The organism is Corynebacterium occultum, from assembly GCF_009734425.1.
Classification (GTDB): domain Bacteria; phylum Actinomycetota; class Actinomycetes; order Mycobacteriales; family Mycobacteriaceae; genus Corynebacterium; species Corynebacterium occultum.
This window is the reverse complement of the sequence record NZ_CP046455.1, coordinates 1,353,651-1,377,573: the sequence shown is the minus strand read 5'-3', so window position 1 is coordinate 1,377,573 and position 23,923 is coordinate 1,353,651. Positions and strand designations below refer to the sequence as shown.

Sequence of the window (23,923 nt, the reverse complement as noted above, 5' to 3'; positions counted from 1 at the left end):
CCCTCGTGAAATTCTGGTGGGTGTTACTAGCTGAACACTCTACCAAGCAGACTGAGAAACGACTTGGGATTTGAGCTAATTAACGCCCCCCTGAAGTGTTGACCAGCATCACGTCGATGTGTGCCTTACGGGACACTTCGGTGGGAATGCTGCCGAAGACACGTCCGCTCAGGGTGTTCACACCCTTATTTCCCACGACCACCAGATCCGCGCCCACCTCTGCCAGGGTGCGGACCAGTACATCCGCCGGGGAACCCTCCGCCAAATGGAGGGAAATCGCCTTCGCACCTTCGGCCTGCGCCACCTCTCGAGCTGCGGCTAAATGCTCCTGAGCATCATCTTCGCTGATCACAGCGATGGAGCTGATATCCGATTGGCGGGCACCCAACAAGGAGCCGGTGTTGCTGTAGTGGGCGCAGATGACCACCAGTTCGGCCTGGTAGAGGCCAGCCAGGCTGGCCGCGGTTTTCACGGCCTCCATGGCGGATTCGGAACCATCAGTTCCCACGGCAATGGTGTGGTACTTCTTCACGTTTGAGCTGCCCTTCCTTCGGGGTACGGGGTTAGGGGGTGACAATGTCCCATGCTAGCGCCGCAGCGACATGGGAATCAGATACCCGCATCCTTGATGCCCCGCAGTTCCTTCTTCAGCTCGGCGATCTCATCACGTAATCGGCCCGCCAGTTCGAACTTGAGCTCCCTGGCCGCGGCACCCATCTGGGCGCTCAGGTCGTCGATAAGCTTCTGGACCTGTGCCGCGGGCATGTTGGAGATGTCCGGCTTCTCGATGACCGCAGCGTCGCCACCCGCGGAGCTCTCCCCCGCCTCAGCATTGTTCTCATAGACCTGGTCGAGGATGTCGGCGATCTTCTTGCGCAGAGGCTGCGGGTCGATGCCATGCTCCTTGTTGTAGGCGACCTGCTTCTCACGGCGTCGATCCGTCTCCTCGATGGCGTTGCTCATGGAGTCGGTGATCTTGTCGGCGTACATGATCACCTCACCGGAGACATTTCGGGCGGCACGGCCAATCGTCTGGATCAGGGAGGTCGTGGAACGCAGGAACCCCTCCTTATCTGCATCGAGGATGGCCACGAGCGACACCTCAGGCAGGTCAAGGCCTTCACGCAGCAGGTTGATGCCCACCAGCACGTCATACTCCCCCAGCCGCAGCTGACGCAGCAGCTCCACGCGTTGCAAGGTATCGATATCAGAGTGGAGGTAACGCACCCGGATGCCATTCTCCATGAGGTACTCGGTGAGGTCCTCCGACATCTTCTTGGTCAAGGTGGTCACCAGGACACGCTCCTGCTTGGCGGTGCGCTCCCGGATCTCGTGGATCAGATCATCGATCTGGCCCTTGGTCGGTTTGACGGTGATCTTCGGGTCAACCAGGCCGGTGGGTCGAATCACCTGCTCCACGAACTCACCACCGGAGGCGGCCATCTCATACTTGCCCGGTGTCGCGGACATGTACACGCACTGACCCTTGCGTTCCTCAAACTCCTCCCAGGTCAAAGGGCGGTTATCCAGGGCGGAGGGTAGGCGGAAACCGAAGTCCACCAGGTTGCGTTTACGGGACATATCGCCCTCGAACATGCCGCCGACCTGCGGGACAGTCACATGGGACTCATCGATGATGGTGAGGAAATCCTCCGGGAAATAATCCATCAATGTAGCCGGGGAAGTCCCTGCCGGGCGGCCGTCGATATGTCGGGAGTAGTTCTCGATGCCAGAGCAGAAACCCACCTGCTCAATCATCTCCAGGTCATATTCGGTGCGCATCCGCAGCCGCTGCGCCTCCAGCAGCTTGCCGCGGTTCTCCAGGCTGGCCAGGCGATCCGCCAGCTCCGCCTTGATGTCAGCCACGGCCTTCTCCATGCGCTCCGGGCCGGCCACATAGTGGGTGGCGGGGAAGATGCGGATCTCCTGCACCTGGCGGATCACGTCACCGGTCAGGGGGTGGATGTAGTACAGGGCGTCCACTTCATCACCGAAGAATTCCACCCGCACCGCCAGCTCCTCATAGGCCGGGATGATGTCCACCGTGTCCCCCTTGACACGGAAAGCGCCACGGGTGAAGGAAATGTCGTTGCGGTCATATTGGATGTCCACCAGCAGACGCAGGAAACGATCACGTTCCACCTCCTCCCCCACCTTCAGCACCACGGAACGATCCAGGTAGGACTGCGGGGTACCCAGACCGTAGATGCAGGACACCGAGGAGACCACCACGACATCCCTCCTTGACAGCAGGGATGATGTCGCGGAGTGCCGCAGACGCTCCACATCCTCATTGATCGAGGAGTCCTTCTCAATGTAGGTGTCCGTCTGCGCGATATACGCCTCAGGCTGGTAGTAGTCGTAATAGGAGACGAAGTACTCCACCGCGTTATTGGGCAGCAGCTGGCGCAGCTCATTGGCCAGCTGGGCGGCCAGGGTCTTATTCGGTGCCATCACCAGGGTGGGGCGCTGCTGCTTCTCGATCAGCCAGGCGGCCGTCGCCGACTTACCGGTACCGGTGGCACCGAGCAGGACAATGTCCTCCTCACCACGGCGCAGACGCTCATCGAGCTCCTTGATGGCGGCCGGCTGATCACCGGCCGGCTGAAATTCCGAGATGACCTCGAACTTCGCATCGGAACGTTCGATCTCGCCGACCGGGCGGTGCTCGGAATGGGACAGGACGGGATGTTCAGCAGCGAAAGCCATAACCCACAGGATACTCCGTTCGGGGGTGCTTATCGACGGCCCCGTGGTGGGGAAGGTCCGCATTCGAGCCGAGCGAGGATATCCGGCTGGTGAGGACTGTTGAACCGGACTTACCCACCAGTTAGTTCACCTTCCCCGGGCCGCCATCGCGAGCGCCGCTACGTTCCCGTCTCTCGATCCGGGGTGAGGAGAAGTCTCCCCGCGGTACGTTCAGTACTCCACCAACGATGGGCATGTGTCATCCCTCTGCAAATTGCGGCCCTGCCGAAGAATCACCCCCCGCTTTTCGCGTTGACGACTTGGTGACAGAAGCATCTCAATTAGACATATAAGGTTTCCACATCGCTTTTAGCAATCTAGGCTTTCCACGCAAGGAGCGTGATCAAAGTGAAGCAATGCACCCCAAACTTCCGAACCAGCACGACCTTGGCAGCTCTTCTCCTGGGAGCCACCGCCCTCATGAGCTGTGCCAGCGAAGAGGCACCGGCAGACAGCACGACCGCGGTGGCAACCACCGCAACAGTCACGGAAAGCCTCCCACCAGCCCCGGCCCCCACGACGGTCACGGAAACCACTCCGGAGATGACGTCGGAAAGTAGCCCGGCGGAAACCTCCGATCCCTGGGTGGGGATCCCCGGCAGTCGTTTTGTCGAGGAGATAGCCGACGTCCCCGAAATTGACTCTTCCCCCTTCGTCTCCTCCCTGATCTTCCCGTCGCAACCAGGTCTACAGTTCCAGGGCCCGGACGGCACCTACTGTGAAATGTATGCCGAGGAGGATCCCACCGCCATGTGTTCCCACGAGGGTGAGGGGGATATCAATGCGGTCTCTGTTCACCAGGGTGAGCCGGCGACCACTCACAATGTCAACCGGATCTTCTTTCCCCATGAGCAGACCCAGGTGCTCCAGCCCGGATCCCGGGTTGTTCACGGACCCGTCAGCTGCGCTATCCCAGAAGGCGATGTCCGCGTGATGTGCGCCATCGACTTCTACAGCTTCGCGGTCAGCCAGGAAGGTGTGGAGCTGAGTTAGCGGAGAAATGTCACCCCCCCAGCCGGGAAGTTTGTCCCGGCGCGGGTATCAGAGCCATCCGCGGCGTTTGAAGGTCACGTACAGCCCCACGCTGAGGGTCACCATGAGTCCTACTGCGAGTGGATAGCCCAGGAGCCAGCCCAGTTCGGGCATGGAGTGGAAGTTCATTCCGTAGACGGTACCGACGACGGTGGGAGCGAAGAGGATGGCTGCCCAGGAAGAGATCTTCTTGACGTCTTCATTCTGGGCCAGGCTGGATTCGCTCAGGCGCCGCATTTCCTCGTTCTGTCGTTGGGCTACCAGGGTGGCATGGACGCTGAGGGCATTCTGGAGCAGTAGCCGGAATGCGTCTCCGCGTTCAACCACCCGGATGATGCGGTTGTGGATGTTGTGCAGCCGATCCTGAAGTTCGGTGTCCACTACGTATTTCCCTGATCCCTGTTGCAGGGTCTCCACGATGGTGCCCAAGGGGTGGGTGGCGCGTTGGAATTCGATGACTTCGCGAGAGAGTTCGTAGATTCGCCGGGCCACATCTGCGCTGGCACCGAAGAGGTCGTCCTCGATTTCATCGATGTCATTCTCGAGGCCGGAGACCACTGGGGTGTACCCGTCTACGACTTCGTTGAGGATTCCATAGAGCACCGCGAGTGGGCCCAGTGCCAGTATTTTCGGGGCTGCCTCCAGCTTTTTACGGGCCTGATCCAGGTGTGGGGACTGGGTCTGTTCAATGGTGACCACGAAGTCCGGGCCGATGAACACGTGCAGCTCACCGAACTCCACCTTTTCAGTTTCATCCCGGTATCGGGCCGGGCGCAGCACGGTGAAGATGATGTCCCCGTAGTGCTCCAGCTTTGCGCGCTGGTGGCCGTGGAGTGTGTCCCTGACGGCGAGGTCATGCAGGCCGAATTCTGCTGTGATCGACTGGATTTCTGCTTCATCGGGGTGATCCAGGTCGATCCATGCCAGGCCTGCGTGGGTCCGCATCATCTCATAGGTCTGGTCTAGATTCTGCGGATCATCGGTCCGGTATCCGTTCACGTACACGGCATTGTCCACGATGGTCATGAATTCACCTTTCCTGGGCTGAATGAGATCCGGCACTGCTGTGGAATTGCCCCTGGTCTGGTCCAGATTACTTATCCACTGGGCCGGTGGCTGTCGGGGAACCTGGAAACCTTCCCCTGGGTTCAGGAGAGTCCCTGGGATCTGGTTTACCCCTTTACCCCAAACCAAGAGACTGATAGAATTAGTATTTGAATATGATAAGGAAATTCAATTGAAATGGTGTTGAATAGTGCACACCAGCCCCGACTCATCATTCAATTTCAGTAACTCTCCCCTCCAGAGGAACCATCATGGATGCAGATCCGACATATCCGATCAGTCCACATCCCTCATCCACCGAAGAACCTCCACGTATGAAACCGCTGAACTGGGTCCTGCTCGTAGTGGGGGTTCTCCTCACCTCAATGGGTTTGAGTCTGACCATCATAGGGGCGGTGCTCATGAGTGCCGAGTCAGCCCAGCAGGATGGGCGATATATCTCCAGCAGTTCCGAAGAACTCCAGAGCGCCGGGTATGCGATCGCCACCGCATCCGCGGTGTTTGCCCCCGACGATGCGGGGCTTTCCGGTGTCCCACCACTTGAGGAACTGGCCAGCATCCAGGTCAGGGTGACGTCCATCATCCCCGGCCAGGAAATTTTCCTCGGTATCGCTGACTCCGAGGACACCTCCTCCTATCTTGAGGGTGTTGGTTACTCCGTTCTCGAAGACCTGCCCTGGTCAGGTATGGGACCGGATCCGGCACAATGGTCCTGGTCGTCGGATAAGCGGGAGGCACTCCGGGAGGTGTCGGGGATTCAACCTGCAACACCGCCGGGTGAACAAGATTTCTGGGCGATTTCAGCATCAGGTACCGACACCCAGGAGATCACTTTCGACCTGCAGCCGGGCCAGTGGACTCTGGTGGTGATGAATGCGGACGGCACCCGGCCGGTGTGGGCAGATCTACAGGTTGGCGCCCGCACGGAACTGCTTGGACTCGCTAACCCCGGAACGTTGATCGCCGGATTGGTGGGGCTGCTCCTTGGCATTCCCCTGCTCCTCTTCGGCACCGCCGGGCTGGGCCGCGACGTCGATAAGCGCACCCAGCGAGGAACAGATCTGCCAGGCCCCTGTCCCCTGGCCTTCAGCGGTCATCTGGACCCTGCGCTTTCCCGGGGATTGTGGTTGATCAAGTGGCTGCTGGCGATCCCGCACTACTTCATTCTGGGTCTGTTGTGGTTTGCCCTGATGATCACCACCATTGCCGCCGGACTGGCGATACTGTTCACCGGCCGCTATCCCCGTTCCTGGTTCTCCTTCAGCGTCGGGGTGCTGCGCTGGAGCTGGCGGGTGGGATTCTATGCCTACTCAGCCCTGGGTACCGACCGGTATCCCCCCTTCACCCTAGCGGCGGCCGACTACCCCGCGGAGCTGGATGTGGACTATCCCGAACGACTCTCCCGGGGCCTGGTGCTGGTGAAGTGGTGGCTGCTGGCCATCCCACACCTGCTCATCGTGGGGATCCTCACCGGTAGCGGCGGGGCTGTCGGAATCGGTTCGGTCCGCGACAACACCGGCTGGGGTATGTCCCTGCTAGGAATTCTGGTGCTCATCGCGGCAGTGGTACTGCTGTTCACCGGGACTTACCGCCGAGGGATCTTTGATCTGGTCATGGGGCTGAACCGATGGGTCTACCGGGTTTCCACCTACGTACTGCTGCTCCGGGATGATTACCCACCCTTCCGGCTGGATCAGGGGCCCACTGAAATGCCCGCACCGCCGGAACCCCGGAGAAGCTCAGTAACCGAGGAGAGCTGAACCCCCTCAGGCAGTCAGCTCTGCCACACTTCCGTGTTGGGCGACAAGGCTGAGGGATGCCAGTGACGCCTCGTGGGCTGCTTCCTCAGCTGCCGAAGAGGCGTCCGTCAAGACCACCGTGTGGTAGCCGAGGTCCGCGGCCTGGCGGGCAGCCCCTTCCACGGAAGCATTGGTGGCCACCCCGCAGACCAGCACATTCTCAATTCCCCTCTCCTGCAGCACCTGGTGAAGGTCAGTGTCGGTGAAGGGACCTGGCCGCTGATGGGTGATAACCAGATCACCAGGTTCCACCGAGATATCGTCGACCAGGGCAGCGCCTCGGCTACCGTCCTTGAGGCAGCCGGCCTGCTCCACCATCTGTAGCAGGGGGAGGGAGGGATTGAGGTTCGAGTAGTCCTCCCGGAAGGCGATTTGCAGCGGGACCACCAGCCCACCGGCCTCGCGCACCGCCTTCATTGCCTTATCGCACTGGGCCAGGATGTTTCGGGCCTCCACCTGCGTATGGAAAAGAGAACCGAATGCGGTGCCCGGGGAGACGATATCGTGCTGCAGGTGAACAACAAGCAGCGCGGTGCGCTCTGAAAGCAACGTGGTCATGGTGGATTACCTTCCTTCGAGAGAAATTCTTCGGAGCAGGATCTTATCCTGCATCACCCAGGTTGCATCTCACTGTCCCATGATGGAGGAAACCCGGAGCAGGAGTGTTCCACCCCTCAGAACAGGGTCGCCGATTTCACCCCCAGCACTCAATGCCAGGAGCTATATCCCTCTGGCCAGACCTGGCAGTGGACTCATGCACCCCAAAAGGCTGTCTACCGCAGGGGAGTTATTGCTGAGTGAAGTCAGAGCAACGGGGCTGTCCGAGTGGCAGCGAAGCATCCGAAGGAAACCAGCAGCCATTCTGATCGAAAGACAAGGTCAGGTGCTGTCCTTCCAGGTCAAAGCCGATGGCATTGGAGGTGTGCGGGGTATGTGATCCGATCAGGACCATGGATGCCTCCCGCTCCTGCAGGGCTCCGCGGTCACCCGAAGCTTTAGCGGTGAACGCCGTGGGGGAATCGAAGATGAACATGGCGAAACGATGTTCGGGCCCCTCACCGTTGGGGGTCTGAGCATGCCCCTGGAGCTGAGCCAGTTCCGGTGCGGTCAACACCCGAACAGTACCTGCCGCAGTATTTCCGGTGCTGGCCGAAGGTGCGAGGGTGGGGCTGGGGGCACCTGCATTCGCCTCCACTCCGCTGCTGGCATTTCCCGTGCCAGCGCCAGATGTCATGGTCTCCAGCGGGCCCCGGTTATTGAGTGGGTGGAAGGTGATGGTGGCCAAGGCATCGGAAGGCGCAAGCTGGTCATCCTCCCATTCCTCACCGTTGGAGACCAGACGATCCCCCTGGAGGACAAACCCCCTGATGGACATCCCCGGTTGGACCGAATGCCACTCCGCCTGGAAGAGGCGGTTGCCCTCAGGGGCACCAAAGATTCCGGCGCGGTAGCCACCTGCCCCGGCGGCTCCGCTGACCAGAGTGTCCTGGGGTGATGCCAGGGTGCCGTCATCAGTGGTGCTGAACACCCGGATCGGGTTGATGTGTTCAGCGCTCATCGCCTGAACCAGAAGTTCCGGGAAACCCCCGCCGGTCATTTCCACAAGGGCGTACTGGTATTCGCCGTTGAGGGGATAATCCGCACCTCCGGTGTAGGAGTACTGACCTGGGTTATCCAGAACCGCCGAATACGCCCCGACAACTGCGTTCACCGAAGGGGCTGCCCCAGACGGCTCAGATGCACCGGTTGCCATATCCTGCGAGGAACCTTCGTCCGCCGCGCTGGTGAGGGTTTCCGTGACATAGGAGGTCACCTGGGTGCTCTCACCAGAGCTGGTGCACCCGGAAAGAGTCGTAGCGGCGAGCAGGGACACGGAGAAAATAAGGTAGGGGCGTGTCGAACGCATAGGACCTATCGGCCTTTCTGTGAAAAATCTGGGAGAAAAATATGATGCTACATCAGGCGTGTGGGCCGCATGACTCTTCGGACATGCACCCCCTAACCGCCCCCAGTCGAGAGGTATCTCAGAGGGTTGATCCTTTCACCATCATCTCCCCCAGCCCACCGATCTGGACTTCGGTTCAACGCCTTCCGAAAAAGACCCCACATAGCAGCTGTAACAGGGAGAATAGGGAGAATTCTCGGGGTTCCTGCGGTTCATGTCGACCTCGAACTCCACCCTGAAGCTGAAAAGGAAGAGAGAGTTCTCCAATGTGTACCAGAGGTAATCCTTCACCTGCGCTGGAGTCGCCTCTTCCCAGGTGGATGTGAAGTTGAGGGTATTGCCGGGGTAGAAGAAGGTGCCGGGTTCATGGGCCAGCAGATCATCGATCAGACCGTCCCGGTCAACGAGCAGGGGCACCGGGAAATCCTTCAGCTTCTCATTATTGAGGTAGATCTCCCCTCCCACCGCCACCCGGCAGTCCGGGAAGAAAAATAGCGTCTCGGAGAGAGTGAACCACCTCTGCGGCGGCCTGCAGCCACACCGGGAAGATCTCTAGCAGGTTCTCCCTGCTGCTCTTCAATTCCTACGACCCCTTGAGCAATCGACTCTCCAGGTGCTGCTGCATGGGCTGACCGACGGCGGCCATACCGAATGCGGTGAGCATCTCGGTGCGCTCCGGATTGAAGGTGTAGGTCCGCTTCGTGGCATCCACCTGCTTGGCGGTAGCGGAACTTTTCACCACTGATTTCTCGAAGACGAAAAGCCTTCCCTCCGAACGGACCTCGCCTTCCAGCAATTCAGTCTGTCCGGTCGGCTGGGCGACCACCAGCTCCAGGCGATCCTCGGCCACCGGGCGGAGATAACCGACCTCGGTATGCATCGGCCCCTGCGGACCCATGGTCTTCTGCTCATAGCGGAGGAAAGGTTTGCCCGGGATAGCGGCAAAGCTCAGGGTCTCGGTGTAGGAGAATTTGCTGATGGTGGGATAGATTCCCTTTCCTTCGCCGGTCCAGGTGCCGAGAAGGAACTCATAGGGCTGCACATTCGGATGAAGGTCCATATCTTCAGATCTTAGGCCAGAAACCTGAGAACGCACCCCCCACCTCGGGCCGGGAACGGGGGGCGTCGATAAGCGCTGCCGGGGCTTTAGTTCCCGGGCTTCGCCGGCTTAGAGAGCGCCAGGGTGATCAGGCCGATCAGGATGACCAGCAGTCCGGCCACCAGGAGGCTGATCCAACCGCTCTGGTCTCCGGCAGTGTTCAGGGGGTCCCGGCTCAGGCCGAGTGAAGTCATGACCCCTGCGGTTGCTGCGATGAGGAATGTCTTCATGGCTTTAAGGGTAGGCCCATCCGGGGTCCCACAACAGCCCCCTGAATCTGCCCCTCGGGCACCACCTGGGGCAAGAACCTTAAGCCGCAGCCACCCGGCGGTTGATCTCCTCCACCGCCTTCTCCACCTGGGGAATCAGATCCTCCAGGCTGCGGTTATTGTCGATGACCAGGTCTGCGGCGGCCAACCGGGTGGCATCATCCACTTGGGAGGCGATGCGGCGGCGGGCATCATCGCCGTCCAGACCACGGGATTCGGTCAGACGCTTGACACGGGTCTCCAGCTCCACATCGACGACGATGACCATCCCCATCTCCAGATGGAGGTTCTTGTCCACCAACAGCGGCATGTCATAGATCACGGCCGGGGTGTCGGCCTCGGCAAAGGCGGCGAAACGTTCCCCCACGGTGTCCTCGATGGCGGGATGGGTGATCGCGTTGAGGATTTCGGTGTGGCTGCGATCCACGAAGGCACGGCGGGCGAGTTCGGATCGCTTGAGGCTGCCGTCCTCGTTGAGGATGTCCTCCCCGAAAGCTTCGGCCAGTCGCCGCAGGGCTGGCTGCCCGGGTTCAACAACCTCGCGTGCCACCTGATCTGCGTCGATGACGGGGATTCCCCTGTCGATGAACATCTGGGCAACGGTGGATTTTCCGCTGCCGATTCCGCCGGTGAGTCCGATTCTCAGCATGCCCCTGACTCTAGTGGATTCACCTGGCTCATCGCTGGGTGGAGGGAACCAGGATCCCCCGCTACTGATCCACCTGCTCAGCGGTCTCAGCACCGAAGGAGGAGTTGTCCTCCCCCGGATGAATGGTGTGGCGCATGGTCTCATAGCGGCGGGCAATGAGGTAGCGGGGCGGGTTGATCAGGAAACGACAGGGCCGGACATCCCCATCCATCAGCACTCCCCTGCCCCGGTTGTAGAGGATGATCCACCAGGCCAGGAAAATTCCCACCACGATGGCCACCGAGATGGCCAACCACCAGCCCTCACCGGTGAAGACATAGAAGGCGCCGATGGCTATCAGCACCGCAGAACCCAGCATCAATACGCCACCATGTGACTGCAGGTGCAGCAGTCTCATGGCCACCGAACCCACCCCACTGGAGATCAGGTTGGCTGTGACGGCAAAAAGGATGAACCAGAACACCTGCTTTCCGCTGTTGAACACATCCCCGTACCCGGCCTCCGCAGCAAAGGCCCCCACTGAGATCTGCAGTCCCAAGGAGAAGAGCATCGCGTAGATGACATAGCCGAGCAGTCCGAAGACGGTGGAACGGCGGCTGAGGTGCAGCACCGGCAGGCTCTTCAACCGCATGCTTTCCTGTAGGAGTTTCAGCCGCTTCGCTGATTCCTGGGCGTTATCTTCGACCTGCCGGCGGAAGAATCCGGTGTTCTTCCACTCCGGCAGGGATGCGATGGTGGACAGCAGAAGGAGGTAGGACAGCAGGAACATGAAGAGGTTCCGTGGGTGGAGGGTGCGATGCTTTCCGGTAGTCGGAGCCAACCGATCCAACCGGCCCGGCCACCGTAAGCGTAGGCGATGGCCAAGACTGTGCTCCAGATGGTGAGCACCACGAAGAGTCCGGTGACCCCGAGCAATGTTCCGGTGATGCCTGGGGATCGATGGTGCAGAGGGGAATGCTGGGGATGTGGGCTATGGGAAGTCACGGCCACCTCTTTTTCTGGGAGGGGCAGCTACGATCAGTCTGAAGTTTTGCCCCGGAAATACGGTGTATCCAGAGTCCACTTCGGGAACAGGGCAGTAACACCGCCACAGATCCCGGTGCTGCAGTACCCCACCAGAAAAAGCGAAACGAGCCCTACCTCAGGAATTTATCCTGGGGTAGGGCTCGTGGGCGCATCAGGGTGCTAGACCCTGGTGGCGGACCTCTTAGTTGCCGGCCAGCTTCTCGCGCAGAGCAGCGAGCTGCTCGTCGGAAGCCAGGGAACCACCGGTGGTCTCAACCTCTGCGTCCTGGGAAGCCGGAGCTGCTTCTTCAGACTCGGAGGAGTAGTTGGTGGCGGACTGCTCGGCAGCCTCGGCGGCGGCGACACGGTGACGCTCGATCTGAGCGGTGTGCAGCTGGAAGCGACGCTCGGATTCTGCGTAGCGTGCCTCCCATGCCTGACGCTGCTCGTCGAAGCCCTCGAGCCATTCGTTGGTCTCGGCGTCGAAGCCCTCAGGGAAGATGTAGTTACCCTGCTCGTCGTAGGAGTCGGCCATGCCGTACTTGGACGGGTCAAACTCCTCGGTGTAGTCCTCGTCAGCCTGCTTGAGGGACAGGGAGATACGACGACGATCGAGATCGATGTCGATGACCTTGACCATTGCCTCTTCGCCGACGGTGACAACCTGGTCCGGGACCTCGACGTGGCGCTGAGCCAGCTCGGAGATGTGGACCAGACCCTCGATTCCCTCTTCGACGCGAACGAACGCACCGAAGGGAACCAGCTTGGTGACCTTGCCCGGGACGATCTGACCCACAGCGTGGGTACGGGCGAAGACGCGCCACGGATCTTCCTGGGTGGCCTTCAGGGACAGGGAGACGCGCTCGCGGTCGAGATCGACGTCGAGCACCTCCACGGTGACCTCGTCGCCAACGGTGACAACCTCAGACGGGTGGTCGATGTGCTTCCAGGACAGCTCGGAAACGTGAACCAGGCCGTCGACACCGCCGAGATCGACGAAGGCGCCGAAGTTGACGATGGAGGACACGACGCCCTTGCGGACCTGGCCCTTCTGAAGCTGGTGCAGGAACTCGGAGCGGACCGCGGACTGGGTCTGCTCGAGGTGTGCACGGCGGGACAGGACAACGTTGTTGCGCTGCTTGTCCAGCTCGATGATCTTGGCTTCGAGCTCCTGGCCGATGTAGGGCTCCAGGTCGCGGACGCGACGCATCTCAACGAGGGATGCCGGCAGGAAGCCGCGCAGACCGATGTCCAGGATGAGGCCGCCCTTGACGACCTCGATGACGGTACCGGTGACCGGCTCGTCGTTCTTCTGCAGCTCCTCGATGGCGCCCCATGCACGCTCGTACTGTGCGCGCTTCTTGGAGAGGATCAGACGGCCTTCCTTGTCCTCCTTGGTGAGGACAAGTGCGTCGATCTCGTCGCCAACCTGGACGACCTCATCCGGGTCGACATCGTGCTTGATGGAGAGCTCGCGGGAGGGGATGACACCCTCGGTCTTGTAGCCGATGTCGAGCAGGACCTCATCGCGGTCAACCTTGACAACGGTGCCTTCAACGATGTCACCGTCGTTGAAGTACTTGATGGTCGCGTCGATCGCGGCGAGGAAGTCCTCAGCGGAGCCAATGTCGTTGATGGCTACCTGAGGTGCGTTGTTGGTGGGCATATGTAATTTGCTCCGAAATGGATAGGAGATAGAAAACGGACAGGAACGCATCTCTCCTCTTCCCTGATCCTCAGGGCTTCAGATCTCACTCCAGAACATGCCAAGTCCTCCTATTAAGACCGGGCACCCTCCAGGGCGTGGATACGCTTCCTAAACCATAGTGGGTTTTCCCAGCGCAGGCAAATAGAATCTTCATCATGTCGAACTCTTTCCCACCACCCCCTTCAGCCCCGGAAATCGCACGTGCAAACCGCTTTCACTGGGATAGCGATGCCGAGGATTACCACCGGGCCCACCCGGAATATCTACAGGGTTTCAATTGGTGCCCCGAGATGCTTACAGAAGGCGAAGTCAGGCTACTCGGTGATGTCTCGGAGTCCCGAGTTCTGGAGATCGGCTGTGGCTCCGCACCCTGTTCCCGCTGGTTGGCGGAGGACGGGGTCGGGTTCATCACCGCCTTCGATCTCTCCGCCGGCATGCTGGCCCGGGCGGGCAAGAATCATGGGGCCCACCTGGTACAGGCCGATGCCCTGCACCTTCCCTACCTGGACCATTCCTTCGAAGTGGCCTTCTCCGCCTTCGGGGCCATCCCCTTCATCCGTGACCTGGACGCCCTCTTCGCCGAGGTGTCACGGGTACTGGTTCCGGGTGGACGTTTCGTTTATTCGGTCAACCATCCGATGCGGTGGATCTTCGTCGATGACCCGAATTCCTTCCAGGTCTACGCCAGCTACTTCGAGGAGGGCTACACCGAATTCGATGAGGCGGGCACCCCCACCTACGCCGAATTCCAGCACAAGGTCGGCGATCACATCCGGGCGTTGGGAAAAGCCGGTTTCATCATCGAAGACATGCTTGAACCGGAGTGGCCCGAAGAGCTGACCCAGAATTGGGGTCAGTGGTCTCCGGAGCGGGGGCGGATCTTCCCCGGCACCGCGATCTTCACTGCCCGGTTACCGTATTAGGCGAACTGACGAAGCAGCGGGCCGAGTATCCCCGCCAGACCGGTCAGGGTGCCGATGATGGCGGAAAGTGCCGTAATCCAGCTGTTGGCATCATCCAGGGTGATCTGGGAGCTTCCGGAACTCCCCGAGATCAGGGGCGAGCCACCGATGTAGATGTCATCGAGCACATCAGTGATTCCCCAGGTCGGATTATCGCCGTACTCGTAGCTCTTACCGCCATAGGTTTGCGCGATCTCCCTGAGCTCCGGGCCGGGGTCACCATCCGGGGAGAGGATGTCCACCCGGGGCTTCATCAGCTGCTGCTTCTCCCCGTTGAGCGGAATGGAAGGGCCTGCCGGCATCTCCCGGGTACAGTCCGCCACGTTGCGGTTAGGGTTATAACCGAAACCGTGGTCCTGATTGATCCGAATGCTCAGGTCCCGGGGATCCAGGGCGGCGATCACATCCTGTTTGCTCAGGCAGGTCTTGTATTCCGGGTCATCCGCTGGGGCATCACCGATAACGATGATGTTTCGCCCCACGTTCTCGCGCCAGGGTTGCTGGTCCACCGCAACCAGGATGCCGGAATAGACTGCTTCCGGGATGCTGGTGTTACCCGGATCATCAGTCCTCAACGAAGCCACCACCGAGGTGAATTCAGCGGCATTTCTGGTTAGCGGCAACTCAGAAACAGCCCCGGCCAGCTGGCCCCTGCCATTGGGCATCGGGCTGGCCCAGTCCTTGTACTGCACGAAGCCAACCCGCGAATCCGGGTGGGATGAGAGCACCTGCTGGGCGATGTCCCGGGCATCCTCCTTGGCCCAGGCGATCTCGTTGCGCATGGATGAAGTGGTGTCCATGACGATGACCACGTCCCTGGGCGCGATCATCGCATTGGCCGCGGGGGTCAGAGCAGTCGCCACCACTGCTGCACCAAGGCCGACAGCAGCCACACGCTGGAAATTGAGCATTACATTCCTCACGGTTCGTAGGAAAGAACTATTTTCATATCATGAATTTATCAATTTTTCTAAAAATTCCCGCCTCAAACCCAGGCAACCACCCCGTCCCCGCCCATCGATACTCTAGTGCGCGGCGTTGTCCCAGTTCAATCCATGCCCGGCAGACACCTCGAGCGGCACCGCCAGAGTGATCGCGGAGTCCATCTCCTTTTCCACGATGCCCCGGACCTGTTCCAGCTCACCCGGGGAGACCTCTACGACCAGTTCATCATGGACCTGGAGCAGCACCCGGGACGTGACCTGGGCCTTGCGCAGTTCACGGTCCACGCGGATCATGGCGACCTTGATGATGTCAGCCGCGGTACCCTGAATCGGGGCGTTGAGGGCGGCACGTTCGGCATTCTCCCGGGCCACGCGGTTATCGGAGGTCAGCTCCGGAAGGTAGCGGCGACGTCCGAAGAGCGTTGAGGTGTAGCCAACCTGGCGGGCTTCATCGACCACCTCGGCGAGGTAACGTTTGACCCCACCGAAGCGTTCGAAGTAGCTCTCCATCGTCTGCTTGGCTTCCGCCGGGGAGATATTGAGCTGTTGGGAGAGACCGAAGGCGGAGAGTCCATAAACCAGGCCATAGGACATGGCCTTCACGCGGCGGCGCAGTTCCGGGGTGACCCCGTCGATGGGCACGTCGAAGACCTTGGAGCCGACGTAATTGTGGAGGTCCTCGCCCGCCTGGTAGGCCTCCACCAGCCCCGGGTCGCCGGAGAGGTGTGCCATCACGCGCATCTCGATCTGGGAGTAGTCGGCGGTGAGCAGGGTTTCATAGCCCTCGCCGACCACGAAGGCGGAGCGGATCTTCCGGCCCGCCGGGGTACGTACCGGGATGTTCTGCAGGTTCGGGTCCGTGGAGGAGAGTCGCCCCGTAGAGGCCACCGTCTGGTTGAAGGTGGTATGGATTCGCCCGTCACCGTTGACGGTCTTGATCAACCCTTCCAGGGTGGTCTTCATCTTCTGGTACTCGCGATGTGCCAGGAGGTGGTCAAGGAAGGGGTGGGGATGCTTGACCGCGAGAGCTTCAATCTCCTTGGCCGCGGTGGAGTAACCGGTCTTCGTCTTCTTGGTTTTGGGCATGCCGAAGGTTTCGAAGAGGACAACCTGCAGCTGCTTGGGGCTGGAGAGGTTGAGGCTGGGGTCACCGGCCAGCTCCCGGGCGGCGGACTCTTCCTCGGCAACCTGTTCCACGAAGCTTTCCAGCTGTTCCTCCAGGGTGGGCACATCCACCTTGATGCCGGCGGCCTCCATGCGTGCCAGGATCCCCACCAGGGGCAGTTCCAGGTCGGCGTAGAGCTCGAAACTGTCGATCTCCTGGAGCAGGACAGTCAGCTCCTCCGCCAGCTCCAGGATGGCCAGGGCCTGATCGACCAGGGCGCGGGAGGCTTCCCCGCTGTCCAACAGACTGAGTTGTCCGGTGGCGGCTTCCTCCGGGTCGGACAGCTGGCGTTGGAGGTGACGCTGGTAGACATCCTTGAGTTCATAGGTGCGCTGGCCAGGCCGCAACAGGTAACCGGCGATGGCGGTGTCATGGCTGATGCCGTTCAGTTCGAAACCACGGCCGGCGAGCATGTGGAAGACGGACTTGGCCTCGTGCAGGATCTTCGGGGATTCGGAACTCAACCACTGTGCCAGGACCTTTTCCTCCGCCGGGCTGATCTCGGCGAGATCGGCGGCGAAGGCGTGGTGCGCGACGTCGATAAGCGCCAGGGCGTCCGCGTCACCGCTGGCGGGCGTGCCGACACCAGCAACCGCCATGGCCAGGGGCTGTCCCTCACGGGCAGTCAGCCACTCGGCCAGCGAACCGGTGTCGATGGTGACCTCAGCGGCTGGGACCGGCTCGACCTGGGCGCCATTGTCCGCGTTGACGGAGGCGAGGATGCGTTCCCGCAGGCTGGTGCCGAACTGCAGCTCATCGAAACGCTCGGCGATAGCGGCGACATTCGCCTCACCCGGAACCAGATCATCTGGCCCGAGCGGCAGATCCATGTCGGTGACCATGGCCGTCAGATCACGGTTCATCCGAACCTGGTCGATTCGCTCCCTGAGGTTCTCACCTGCCAACCCCTTGATGTTGTCGGCATTATCCAGCAGATTGTCCAGGGAGCCGTACTCCAGAATCCACTTGGTGGCGGTCTTCTCACCAACGCGGGGAACACCTGGCAGGTTATCGGAGGGATCGCCCCGCAGGGCCGCGAAATCCGGGTACTGCTGCGGGGTCAGGCCGTACTTCTCCTCCACTGCCGCCGGGGTGAAGCGATGCAGGGTGGACACCCCACGCATCGGGTAGAGCACGGTGGTGTTCTCATCGACCAGCTGCAGGTAGTCACGGTCACCGGTGACGATGACCGTCTCATAGTTGGATCGGGCCTGGGTGACCAGAGTGCCGATGATGTCATCGGCCTCATAATTTTCCTGCTCCATGGTGGTGATGCCGAGGGATTCCAGCACCTCCTTGATCAGGCCGACCTGCCCCTTGAACTCCTCCGGGGTGGCCTCACGCTGAGCCTTGTACGCCGGGAAAAGATCGGTGCGGAAAGTCTTCCGCCCCACGTCGAAGGCGATGCCGACATGGCTCGGCTGCTCCTCCTTGAGGATATTGGCCAGCATCGAGAGAAAGCCGTAGACGGCGTTGGTGTGTTGCCCGCCGGTCGTGGAGAAGTTCTCGGCCGGCAGCGCGAAGAATGCCCGGAAAGCCATCGAATGGCCGTCGATGAGCAGGAGGCGCGGCCGCTCGCCGGTGCTGTCAGTCGTGTTCAGATCGGTGTTCTCACTCACCCTGCCGAGTCTAGGTCAAGGGGAGGACCCAGCGGGGCAGGGGTATTACCGAACGCCGCTTCCCCACGGCTCACCAGCGAATGGCCAGCATCTGAGAACTGAGCTCCCAGACCCGTTCCGAAAGGCGGGGGCTCTGAGAGAGTTTAGTGTGGCGACCGGGCTTGAGGTTCGAGCCATAGAATTTTCCTGACTCCCAGTCCCGGCCCGGTTCACCGCTGATGAAATACGCCAGGCGGCCACCGGCACGATCCAGTGGGGTGAGAAAGGGTGCCGCCAGTTTCTTCAGCCTCGGGCCAGGCTCATAACCGGATTCCCGAACCACATTGGTGGCCACCATCCCCGGGGAAAAGGACACAGTGGAGATCCCCTGCCGGTGATAGCGCTGATGCAGTTGCTCACTGAAGATGTTGACCGCCAACTTGGAGTTGGCATAAGCCTGGTTGATGCTGAAATTTCCCCAGCCACTGAGGTCATGGAGATCAATCTTCCCCATCATCCAGGAGGTGAAGCTGGAGTTGAAGACCACATTCGCCTGACTGCTCATCAGCTTCTCCATCAGCAGATGGGTCAGCAGAAAAGGTGCCAGATAATTGACCTGGAAGGTGCGCTCGAAACCATCGACGGTGCGGACCGGGCCACTGAACACTCCCCCGGCATTATTGGCCAGCACATCGATGCGCCCATATTTCTCATTGAGGGTAGCTGCCAGCACCCTGACGGAATCCAGGCTGGTGTAGTCGACCAGATGGTGGGCTGCCCCGAGTTCTTCCGCGATACGGCGGGTCTTCTCCGGGGAACGGCCGATCAGGACCAGCTGCTGATCTTTATCTACGGTGGCTTCTGATAGCTGCCGGGCTGCTTCGGCACCGATTCCATCACTGGCTCCGGTGATCACTATCGTCCGCATCATCTTCCCCCACACGAGCACACCAGGATTAGTTTCCCCCCTAGTGTACCGCCACTTTAACGCCGCCTTCCGCCCGCTGCAGGGGGCTTTCCGGGTGGGTGATTGGCGCCCTAAACTCGAGCTGGTCTAAACTCTCCATCACAACCTGGAATTAAGCCCTAGTAGCCCAATTGGCAGAGGCAACGGATTCAAAACCCGTCCAGTGTGGGTTCGAGTCCCACCTGGGGCACCATATAACCCCTCCTGGCAGGAAGATCTTCCTGCCAGGAGGGGTTTTCCCTTAGCTACCCTCAAGGGGTGACCGGGTCGGGTACTGCATCCCACACCCACCCTCCATCCGCGGCAGACTACCCTTATCCACTGAAAGCACCACCCACAAGCTTCACCACGGATTTATCAAGGAGCCTTTTCCATGCGTCGTTCCCTCATTGCCCTGGCCACCGCTGCAACCCTGACGCTCGGCACCCTTCCGGTTGCCCACGCCCAAAGCTCCGAGGAGGTCCAGGGTTCGTTGGAGACCCTGCCGGCGGAGTTCAAGATCGGCAGCAGTGCCGTGGATGATCTCCAGGAGGGTGCGGGCACTGAGGCGGAATTGCAGCAGGGTAGTTCCGATCTGGGCAAGGACTGGCTGATCGGCGCTGTGGTGACGACCTTGCTCGGCATCATCATCACCACGATCACCGGTGCGCTGCGCTAAACCTGCGGAGATAAACAGCCCATCCGCCTTTCCCACCCACCTGAGGAAGACAGATGGGCTTCTTCATTGTCTGAGTAACCCACAAGCCCTGCCCCCGATTCAGACGTCACCCATACATTCTCACCCAATTTTTGCAACCCCAATTGGGGGAAACACCCATAACCCCTGCCCCCATTTTCTTCGACACCATACTTTAGCAGCTAAAATGACCCCGACAACGAGGACTTCCGCCACCCCCGACAGCTGCCCCCATTCGCGCCAGACCTAACCTCCCCCGCCACCAGCCAGGTGGGGGTGACGCCAGGAAACTTTCCGGCCGCCACAACCGCCCACCCTCTCCGTAAATTATCCGCCCGAGCCCCAAAAAACTCACCTTGAGCTGCATTTATCCCACTCCGGCACCACCTCATCCCGGGAAATGTGAATTGTCCACACTAAAACATCAATCCCCACCTCGCAGCACAACCCCTAAGGTCATACCTTAAATGCCCCCATTGCTGAGATTTCATTAAGATTGAAGTTAATGAAAAGGCTTACTTGAAGACGAGAAACTAATTTCTTTCTCAGCTACAAATGGTGGCATGCACAAACTCACTAAGGCCCTGATCGTGGCCGCCACTGCATCCGTCCTGACCGTCACCACCGCAACCGCAGCCAACGCAGCGGAGAACGACTATCTCCACCTCGACACCGATTCCAAGGTCTCCGTGACCGGCACCGGAGACCGCATCAAGGTCACCTTCACCTCCGATCACGAGTACACCGGGGGCGAGGGTGTGGTCGAGTGCCGTGCGATGGTCGGCGCCGAGCACGTGATCCGCGGCATCGAAACCCAGATCGCCGATGCCTCCACAGCCGAGGATCAGAAGCGTGTCTACGACGAGATCAACGCTGACTGGCGTGACAACACCTTCCTGGATTCCCGTCGCACCTACAAGCACATCGGCTACTTCGCCGAAGGTGACACCACCACCGACAGCGTCCCGCTGGGCAGCAACGCCATCGTCCCGGCTGTCGCAGTCTTCTGTGAGCAGCCCCGCGCGAATCAGACCCCCTATCTGGAGGCCGTCTACACCACCCCGCGCTCCGGAGACACCTCCACTCCCGGCAAGACCTCCAGCCTGCGCACCCTGATGAGCAGCTAGGCCACACACCAACTCAGACACCATGGAAAAGGACAGACCCGGGGACGTGCACTGCGTCCCCGGGTCTGCTTTTCGTCACTCCGGGGCTTCGAGAAGATTTTTGCATTGCCCCCGCAGGCTACTGGTGGCCTAAACTGTCCGTTCGATCCCCAACCATCGATTCAAGTAGAACGGGACCTTCCTCCAGACATGACAACCACACCACAGCACGTCTATCCGAGACGGGCGAGAAACACCTTCCTCAGTACCCTTGCCAACCTGATCCGGGGTGCCCTGATCGGCATGGCCGAACTTGTCCCCGGCATCTCGGGTGGCACCGTGGCACTGGTTGTCGGCATCTATGAGCGGGCCCTGGCGACCGGCAACGCGCTTATTGACGTCGCGCGCACCGCGGTCAAGGACCGCGCCCGCCTGTCCCTGGCCATCGCCAAGGTGGACTGGCTCTTCCTCGCCGCAGTCGGCATCGGCATGGTCTTCATGGTCTTCACCATGTCCACCGTCCTCTCCAACTTCGTGGAGGACTACCCGCAGATCGCCCGCGGCCTCTTCCTGGGCATGGTCGCCATGTCCATCTGGGTGCCGTTGGGCATGGTGGATCCGAAAGATCTGCGCCGCAAGCTGCCGCTGGCGATCTTCCTCTTCATCTTCGGTGCAGTCATCTCCTTCATCGGCACCGGCTTCACTTCCGCACCGCAGGAGAACCCCAGCCTGACCATCATCTTCCTGGCCGCCGCCGTCGCGGTCTGCGCCCTGGTGATGCCAGGCATCTCCGGTTCCTTCTTCCTGCTCGCCGTGGGCCTCTACGCCCCGATCATGTCCTCCCTCTCCAACCGGGAGTGGGATGTCATCGGTGTGTTCATCCTCGGCGCCCTGCTCGGTGTCATCCTCTTCATCAAGGCCCTGACCTGGATTCTGGAAAATTACCGCACCGTCACCCTGGTGTTCATGTCCGGCCTGATGCTCGGTTCCCTGCGTGCCCTCTGGCCGTGGCAGAGCTCCGATGCGGAACTGCTCGCCCCCTCTGGCCAAGTCTGGGGTGTGGTCGGCATGATCGTTCTGGGTGCTGTGGTGGTGCTGGGCTTCATCATCGCCGAGCGTTTCGGCCCGAAGGAGTCCGTGGTGCTCGAGGAGACCAAACCCGTCTAACCCTTCCCCTCCACTATGTGGACAGCCGCAACCTTATCCTCCGGTTCCAGCCGGGAAACAGGTTGCGGCTACAATTTTGCCCATGCATCAACCAAATTCACGATTACGGCACCGGGTCTTGCCGGTGGGGGCCATCATCACCTCCGCCATGGTGCTGAGTGCCTGCGTGACCAACGTGGAAGAGGGCAATCCGGAAGGCTGGGAAGCGATCGTCCCCGCCGAGGTCCCGGAAATTTCCGCCCTCGTCCCCGATGAGATCGCCGCCCGAGGTGAACTGACCATGGGCACCAACCCACCTTTCGCCCCCTTCGAGTTCAAGGACTCCGATGGTTCCATCATCGGCATGGAGGTCGACCTGGCCCGTGCCGCCGCCGGGGTACTCGGACTGGAGTTACGCCCCGTGGAGCAGGACTTCGCCATGATCCTGCCGGCGGTGTCCGCCAGCACCCTCGACTTCGGAGGCTCCGGCTTCACCGACACCGAGGAACGCCGCGAGAACTATGACTTCATCAACTTCCTCTATGCCGGTGTCCAGTGGGCGCAACAACCCGGGGACAATATCGACCCCGACAATGCCTGTGGTCTGAGTGTCGCCGTGCAGCGCACCACCGTCTCCGAGACCGATGATGTCCGGCCGAAATCCGAGGACTGCATCGCGCAGGGCAAGGAGCCCATTGAGGTGCTCTCCTATGACAGCTCCGACACCGCCGCCACCGCCCTGGTGCTCGGCCGGGCCGATGCTTTCTCCGCTGACTCCCCCATCACCGCCTGGGCCGTGGAACGCTCCGAGGGTCGGATGGAACTGACCGGTGAGATGTTTCAGGCCGCGCCCTATGGCTACGCCTTCACCAAGAACTCCGAACTCGGCTACGCCTTCGCCCAGGCGCTGCAGTACCTGATCGAAAGCGGCGACTATGCCGATGTGCTGGCCCAGTGGAATATCGAGGAGGGGCTGTTGGATCAGGCCCTGATCAATGAAGCACCCATCCCGGCCGCCACGGATTACCTGAATCCCTGATCATCTAGTGCTTAATGCTTTAAGCCCCGCAGACTCTTAAAACCCAGAAAGTCTCCTGCCATGACAACTTCCCTCACCGCGAACGGGACCGCCCCCATCAAGGCCATCCCGCTCCGACGCCCCGGGCGCTGGATCGCCGCCGTCATCATCCTGGCGCTCTTCGCCTGGTTCATCATCGGTGCCCTGACCAATGAGGCCTACGGTTGGGACACCTACCGCGCCTATCTCTTCGACACCCGCATCGCCACCGCCGCGCTGCACACCATCGCCCTGACCGTGCTCTCCATGATCATCGGTGTGGTGCTGGGCGCCATCATGGCGATCATGCGCATGTCCCCCAACCCTGTCCTCCAGGGTGTGGCCTGGGTATTCCTCTGGGTTTTCCGAGGCACCCCGGTGTATGTCCAGCTGGTGTTCTGGGGCCTGCTCGGCTCCCTGTATCAGACCATCAACGTTGGTTTCGCGGAATTCGACCTGCAGGGTCTGTTCTCCAATATGTTCCTGTTGGCCGTGATCGGTCTGGGTCTCAATGAGGCCGCCTACATGGCTGAGATCGTCCGCTCCGGAATCCAGTCCGTCCCCGAGGGCCAGCTCGAGGCCTCCAAGGCACTGGGCATGGGCTGGTGGATGACCATGCGCCGTACCGTCATGCCACAGGCGATGCGCATCATCATCCCCCCGACCGGCAATGAGCTGATCTCCATGCTCAAAACCACCTCCCTGGTGGTGGCGGTCCCCTACTCCCTGGAGCTCTACGGCCGTTCCATGGACATCGCCAACGCCCTCTTCGACCCGGTCCCCATGCTGTTGGTCGCCGCCACCTGGTACCTGGTAATCACCTCCATCCTCATGGTCGGCCAGTACTACCTGGAGAAGCACTTCGAACGCGGCGCCACCCGGGAACTCACTGGCCGTCAGCTTGCTGCCCTGGCTGATGCCGAGGGTGCCCTGCCGGGCAATATCACCGTCATCCCCGAACCCGAGAAGAAGGGCCACTAAAC

Annotated in this window: 22 protein-coding genes and 1 tRNA gene; 10 read left to right on the top strand and 13 right to left on the bottom strand. The window is 60.7% G+C overall.

All coding sequences use genetic code 11. The annotated features are described in order from the left end of the window. Positions 1–79 precede the first annotated feature (79 nt). Both COCCU_RS06475 and uvrB read right to left on the bottom strand, forming a co-directional pair. Entirely contained in the window at positions 80–532 is a 453-nt protein-coding gene (locus tag COCCU_RS06475) for a universal stress protein (RefSeq protein WP_156230754.1), read from the bottom strand. A gap of 77 nt (positions 533–609) precedes the next feature. Beyond that, positions 610–2,709 carry an excinuclease ABC subunit UvrB gene (gene uvrB, locus COCCU_RS06470; protein ID WP_156230753.1) on the bottom strand — a complete coding sequence of 700 codons (2,100 nt, stop codon included), beginning with the start codon at positions 2,707–2,709 and terminating at the stop codon, positions 610–612. 426 nt (positions 2,710–3,135) lie between these two features. On the opposite strand from uvrB, the gene COCCU_RS06465 reads away from it, so the two are divergent. Beyond that, entirely contained in the window at positions 3,136–3,741 is a 606-nt protein-coding gene (locus COCCU_RS06465) for a hypothetical protein (protein ID WP_156230752.1), read from the top strand. Positions 3,742–3,789: 48 nt separating this feature from the next. Here COCCU_RS06465 and COCCU_RS06460 read toward each other — a convergent pair whose 3' ends face one another. Further along, entirely contained in the window at positions 3,790–4,806 is a 1,017-nt protein-coding gene (locus COCCU_RS06460; RefSeq protein WP_156230751.1) for a magnesium and cobalt transport protein CorA, read from the bottom strand. A gap of 440 nt (positions 4,807–5,246) precedes the next feature. Between COCCU_RS06460 and COCCU_RS06455 the strand changes: the two genes are divergently transcribed. Continuing rightward, entirely contained in the window at positions 5,247–6,605 is a 1,359-nt protein-coding gene (locus tag COCCU_RS06455) for a DUF4389 domain-containing protein (protein ID WP_231598894.1), read from the top strand. 6 nt (positions 6,606–6,611) lie between these two features. Here the strand turns inward: COCCU_RS06455 and COCCU_RS06450 are convergent, their stop codons facing one another. Together COCCU_RS06450 and COCCU_RS06445 are read right to left on the bottom strand one after the other, a co-directional pair. Then, on the bottom strand, positions 6,612–7,202 hold the full coding sequence (locus COCCU_RS06450) for a cysteine hydrolase family protein (RefSeq protein ID WP_156230749.1): 591 nt from the start codon (positions 7,200–7,202) through the stop codon (positions 6,612–6,614). A 229-nt stretch (positions 7,203–7,431) separates the two neighbouring features. Then, complete coding sequence (locus tag COCCU_RS06445) at positions 7,432–8,550, bottom strand: hypothetical protein (RefSeq protein WP_156230748.1); 1,119 nt, start codon at positions 8,548–8,550, stop codon at positions 7,432–7,434. A gap of 126 nt (positions 8,551–8,676) precedes the next feature. On the opposite strand from COCCU_RS06445, the gene COCCU_RS06440 reads away from it, so the two are divergent. Further along, positions 8,677–9,084 carry a hypothetical protein gene (locus COCCU_RS06440; RefSeq protein ID WP_156230747.1) on the top strand — a complete coding sequence of 136 codons (408 nt, stop codon included), beginning with the start codon at positions 8,677–8,679 and terminating at the stop codon, positions 9,082–9,084. An 88-nt stretch (positions 9,085–9,172) separates the two neighbouring features. Here the strand turns inward: COCCU_RS06440 and COCCU_RS06435 are convergent, their stop codons facing one another. The 5 genes from COCCU_RS06435 to rpsA all read right to left on the bottom strand — a co-directional run bounded on the left by COCCU_RS06435 (position 9,173) and on the right by rpsA (position 13,277). Next, positions 9,173–9,649 carry an FABP family protein gene (locus COCCU_RS06435; RefSeq protein ID WP_156230746.1) on the bottom strand — a complete coding sequence of 159 codons (477 nt, stop codon included), beginning with the start codon at positions 9,647–9,649 and terminating at the stop codon, positions 9,173–9,175. 86 nt (positions 9,650–9,735) lie between these two features. Then, entirely contained in the window at positions 9,736–9,918 is a 183-nt protein-coding gene (locus COCCU_RS06430) for a hypothetical protein (protein WP_156230745.1), read from the bottom strand. Between the two features lie 79 nt (positions 9,919–9,997). Beyond that, a complete protein-coding gene (gene coaE / locus COCCU_RS06425; RefSeq protein WP_156230744.1) occupies positions 9,998–10,606 on the bottom strand; it encodes a dephospho-CoA kinase in 609 nt (202 codons plus the stop codon). Positions 10,607–10,667: 61 nt separating this feature from the next. Beyond that, positions 10,668–11,375 carry a hypothetical protein gene (locus COCCU_RS06420; RefSeq protein WP_156230743.1) on the bottom strand — a complete coding sequence of 236 codons (708 nt, stop codon included), beginning with the start codon at positions 11,373–11,375 and terminating at the stop codon, positions 10,668–10,670. A 438-nt stretch (positions 11,376–11,813) separates the two neighbouring features. Beyond that, complete coding sequence (rpsA, locus tag COCCU_RS06415; protein WP_156230742.1) at positions 11,814–13,277, bottom strand: 30S ribosomal protein S1; 1,464 nt, start codon at positions 13,275–13,277, stop codon at positions 11,814–11,816. Positions 13,278–13,474: 197 nt separating this feature from the next. On the opposite strand from rpsA, the gene COCCU_RS06410 reads away from it, so the two are divergent. Further along, positions 13,475–14,242 (top strand): class I SAM-dependent DNA methyltransferase, encoded by a 768-nt coding sequence (locus tag COCCU_RS06410; protein WP_156230741.1) that lies wholly within the window; start codon positions 13,475–13,477, stop codon positions 14,240–14,242. Here COCCU_RS06410 and COCCU_RS06405 read toward each other — a convergent pair. From COCCU_RS06405 to COCCU_RS06395, 3 genes are all read right to left on the bottom strand, one after another. After that, positions 14,239–15,192 carry a vWA domain-containing protein gene (locus COCCU_RS06405; protein ID WP_156230740.1) on the bottom strand — a complete coding sequence of 318 codons (954 nt, stop codon included), beginning with the start codon at positions 15,190–15,192 and terminating at the stop codon, positions 14,239–14,241. The two genes, COCCU_RS06410 and COCCU_RS06405, sit on opposite strands and share 4 nt — an antisense overlap. Positions 15,193–15,306: 114 nt before the next feature. Further along, positions 15,307–17,952: a DNA polymerase I gene (polA, locus tag COCCU_RS06400; protein WP_156232659.1), complete on the bottom strand. Its 2,646-nt coding sequence runs from the start codon at positions 17,950–17,952 to the stop codon at positions 15,307–15,309. 127 nt (positions 17,953–18,079) lie between these two features. Then, on the bottom strand, positions 18,080–18,919 hold the full coding sequence (locus COCCU_RS06395; protein WP_156230739.1) for an SDR family NAD(P)-dependent oxidoreductase: 840 nt from the start codon (positions 18,917–18,919) through the stop codon (positions 18,080–18,082). Between the two features lie 152 nt (positions 18,920–19,071). Here COCCU_RS06395 and COCCU_RS06390 point away from each other — a divergent pair. From COCCU_RS06390 to COCCU_RS06365, 6 genes are all read left to right on the top strand, one after another. Next, positions 19,072–19,148, top strand: a tRNA-Leu gene (locus tag COCCU_RS06390). Positions 19,149–19,328: 180 nt separating this feature from the next. After that, positions 19,329–19,613, top strand: a complete 285-nt coding sequence (locus COCCU_RS06385; protein WP_156230738.1) for a hypothetical protein — start codon at positions 19,329–19,331, stop codon at positions 19,611–19,613. Between the two features lie 581 nt (positions 19,614–20,194). Continuing rightward, positions 20,195–20,758 (top strand): hypothetical protein, encoded by a 564-nt coding sequence (locus COCCU_RS06380; protein ID WP_156230737.1) that lies wholly within the window; start codon positions 20,195–20,197, stop codon positions 20,756–20,758. Between the two features lie 189 nt (positions 20,759–20,947). Beyond that, positions 20,948–21,904: a DUF368 domain-containing protein gene (locus COCCU_RS06375; RefSeq protein WP_156230736.1), complete on the top strand. Its 957-nt coding sequence runs from the start codon at positions 20,948–20,950 to the stop codon at positions 21,902–21,904. Positions 21,905–22,052: 148 nt separating this feature from the next. Continuing rightward, a complete protein-coding gene (locus COCCU_RS06370) occupies positions 22,053–22,922 on the top strand; it encodes an ABC transporter substrate-binding protein (protein WP_407924167.1) in 870 nt (289 codons plus the stop codon). Positions 22,923–22,982: 60 nt separating this feature from the next. Further along, positions 22,983–23,921 carry an amino acid ABC transporter permease gene (locus COCCU_RS06365; RefSeq protein ID WP_156230734.1) on the top strand — a complete coding sequence of 313 codons (939 nt, stop codon included), beginning with the start codon at positions 22,983–22,985 and terminating at the stop codon, positions 23,919–23,921. Positions 23,922–23,923 lie beyond the last annotated feature (2 nt).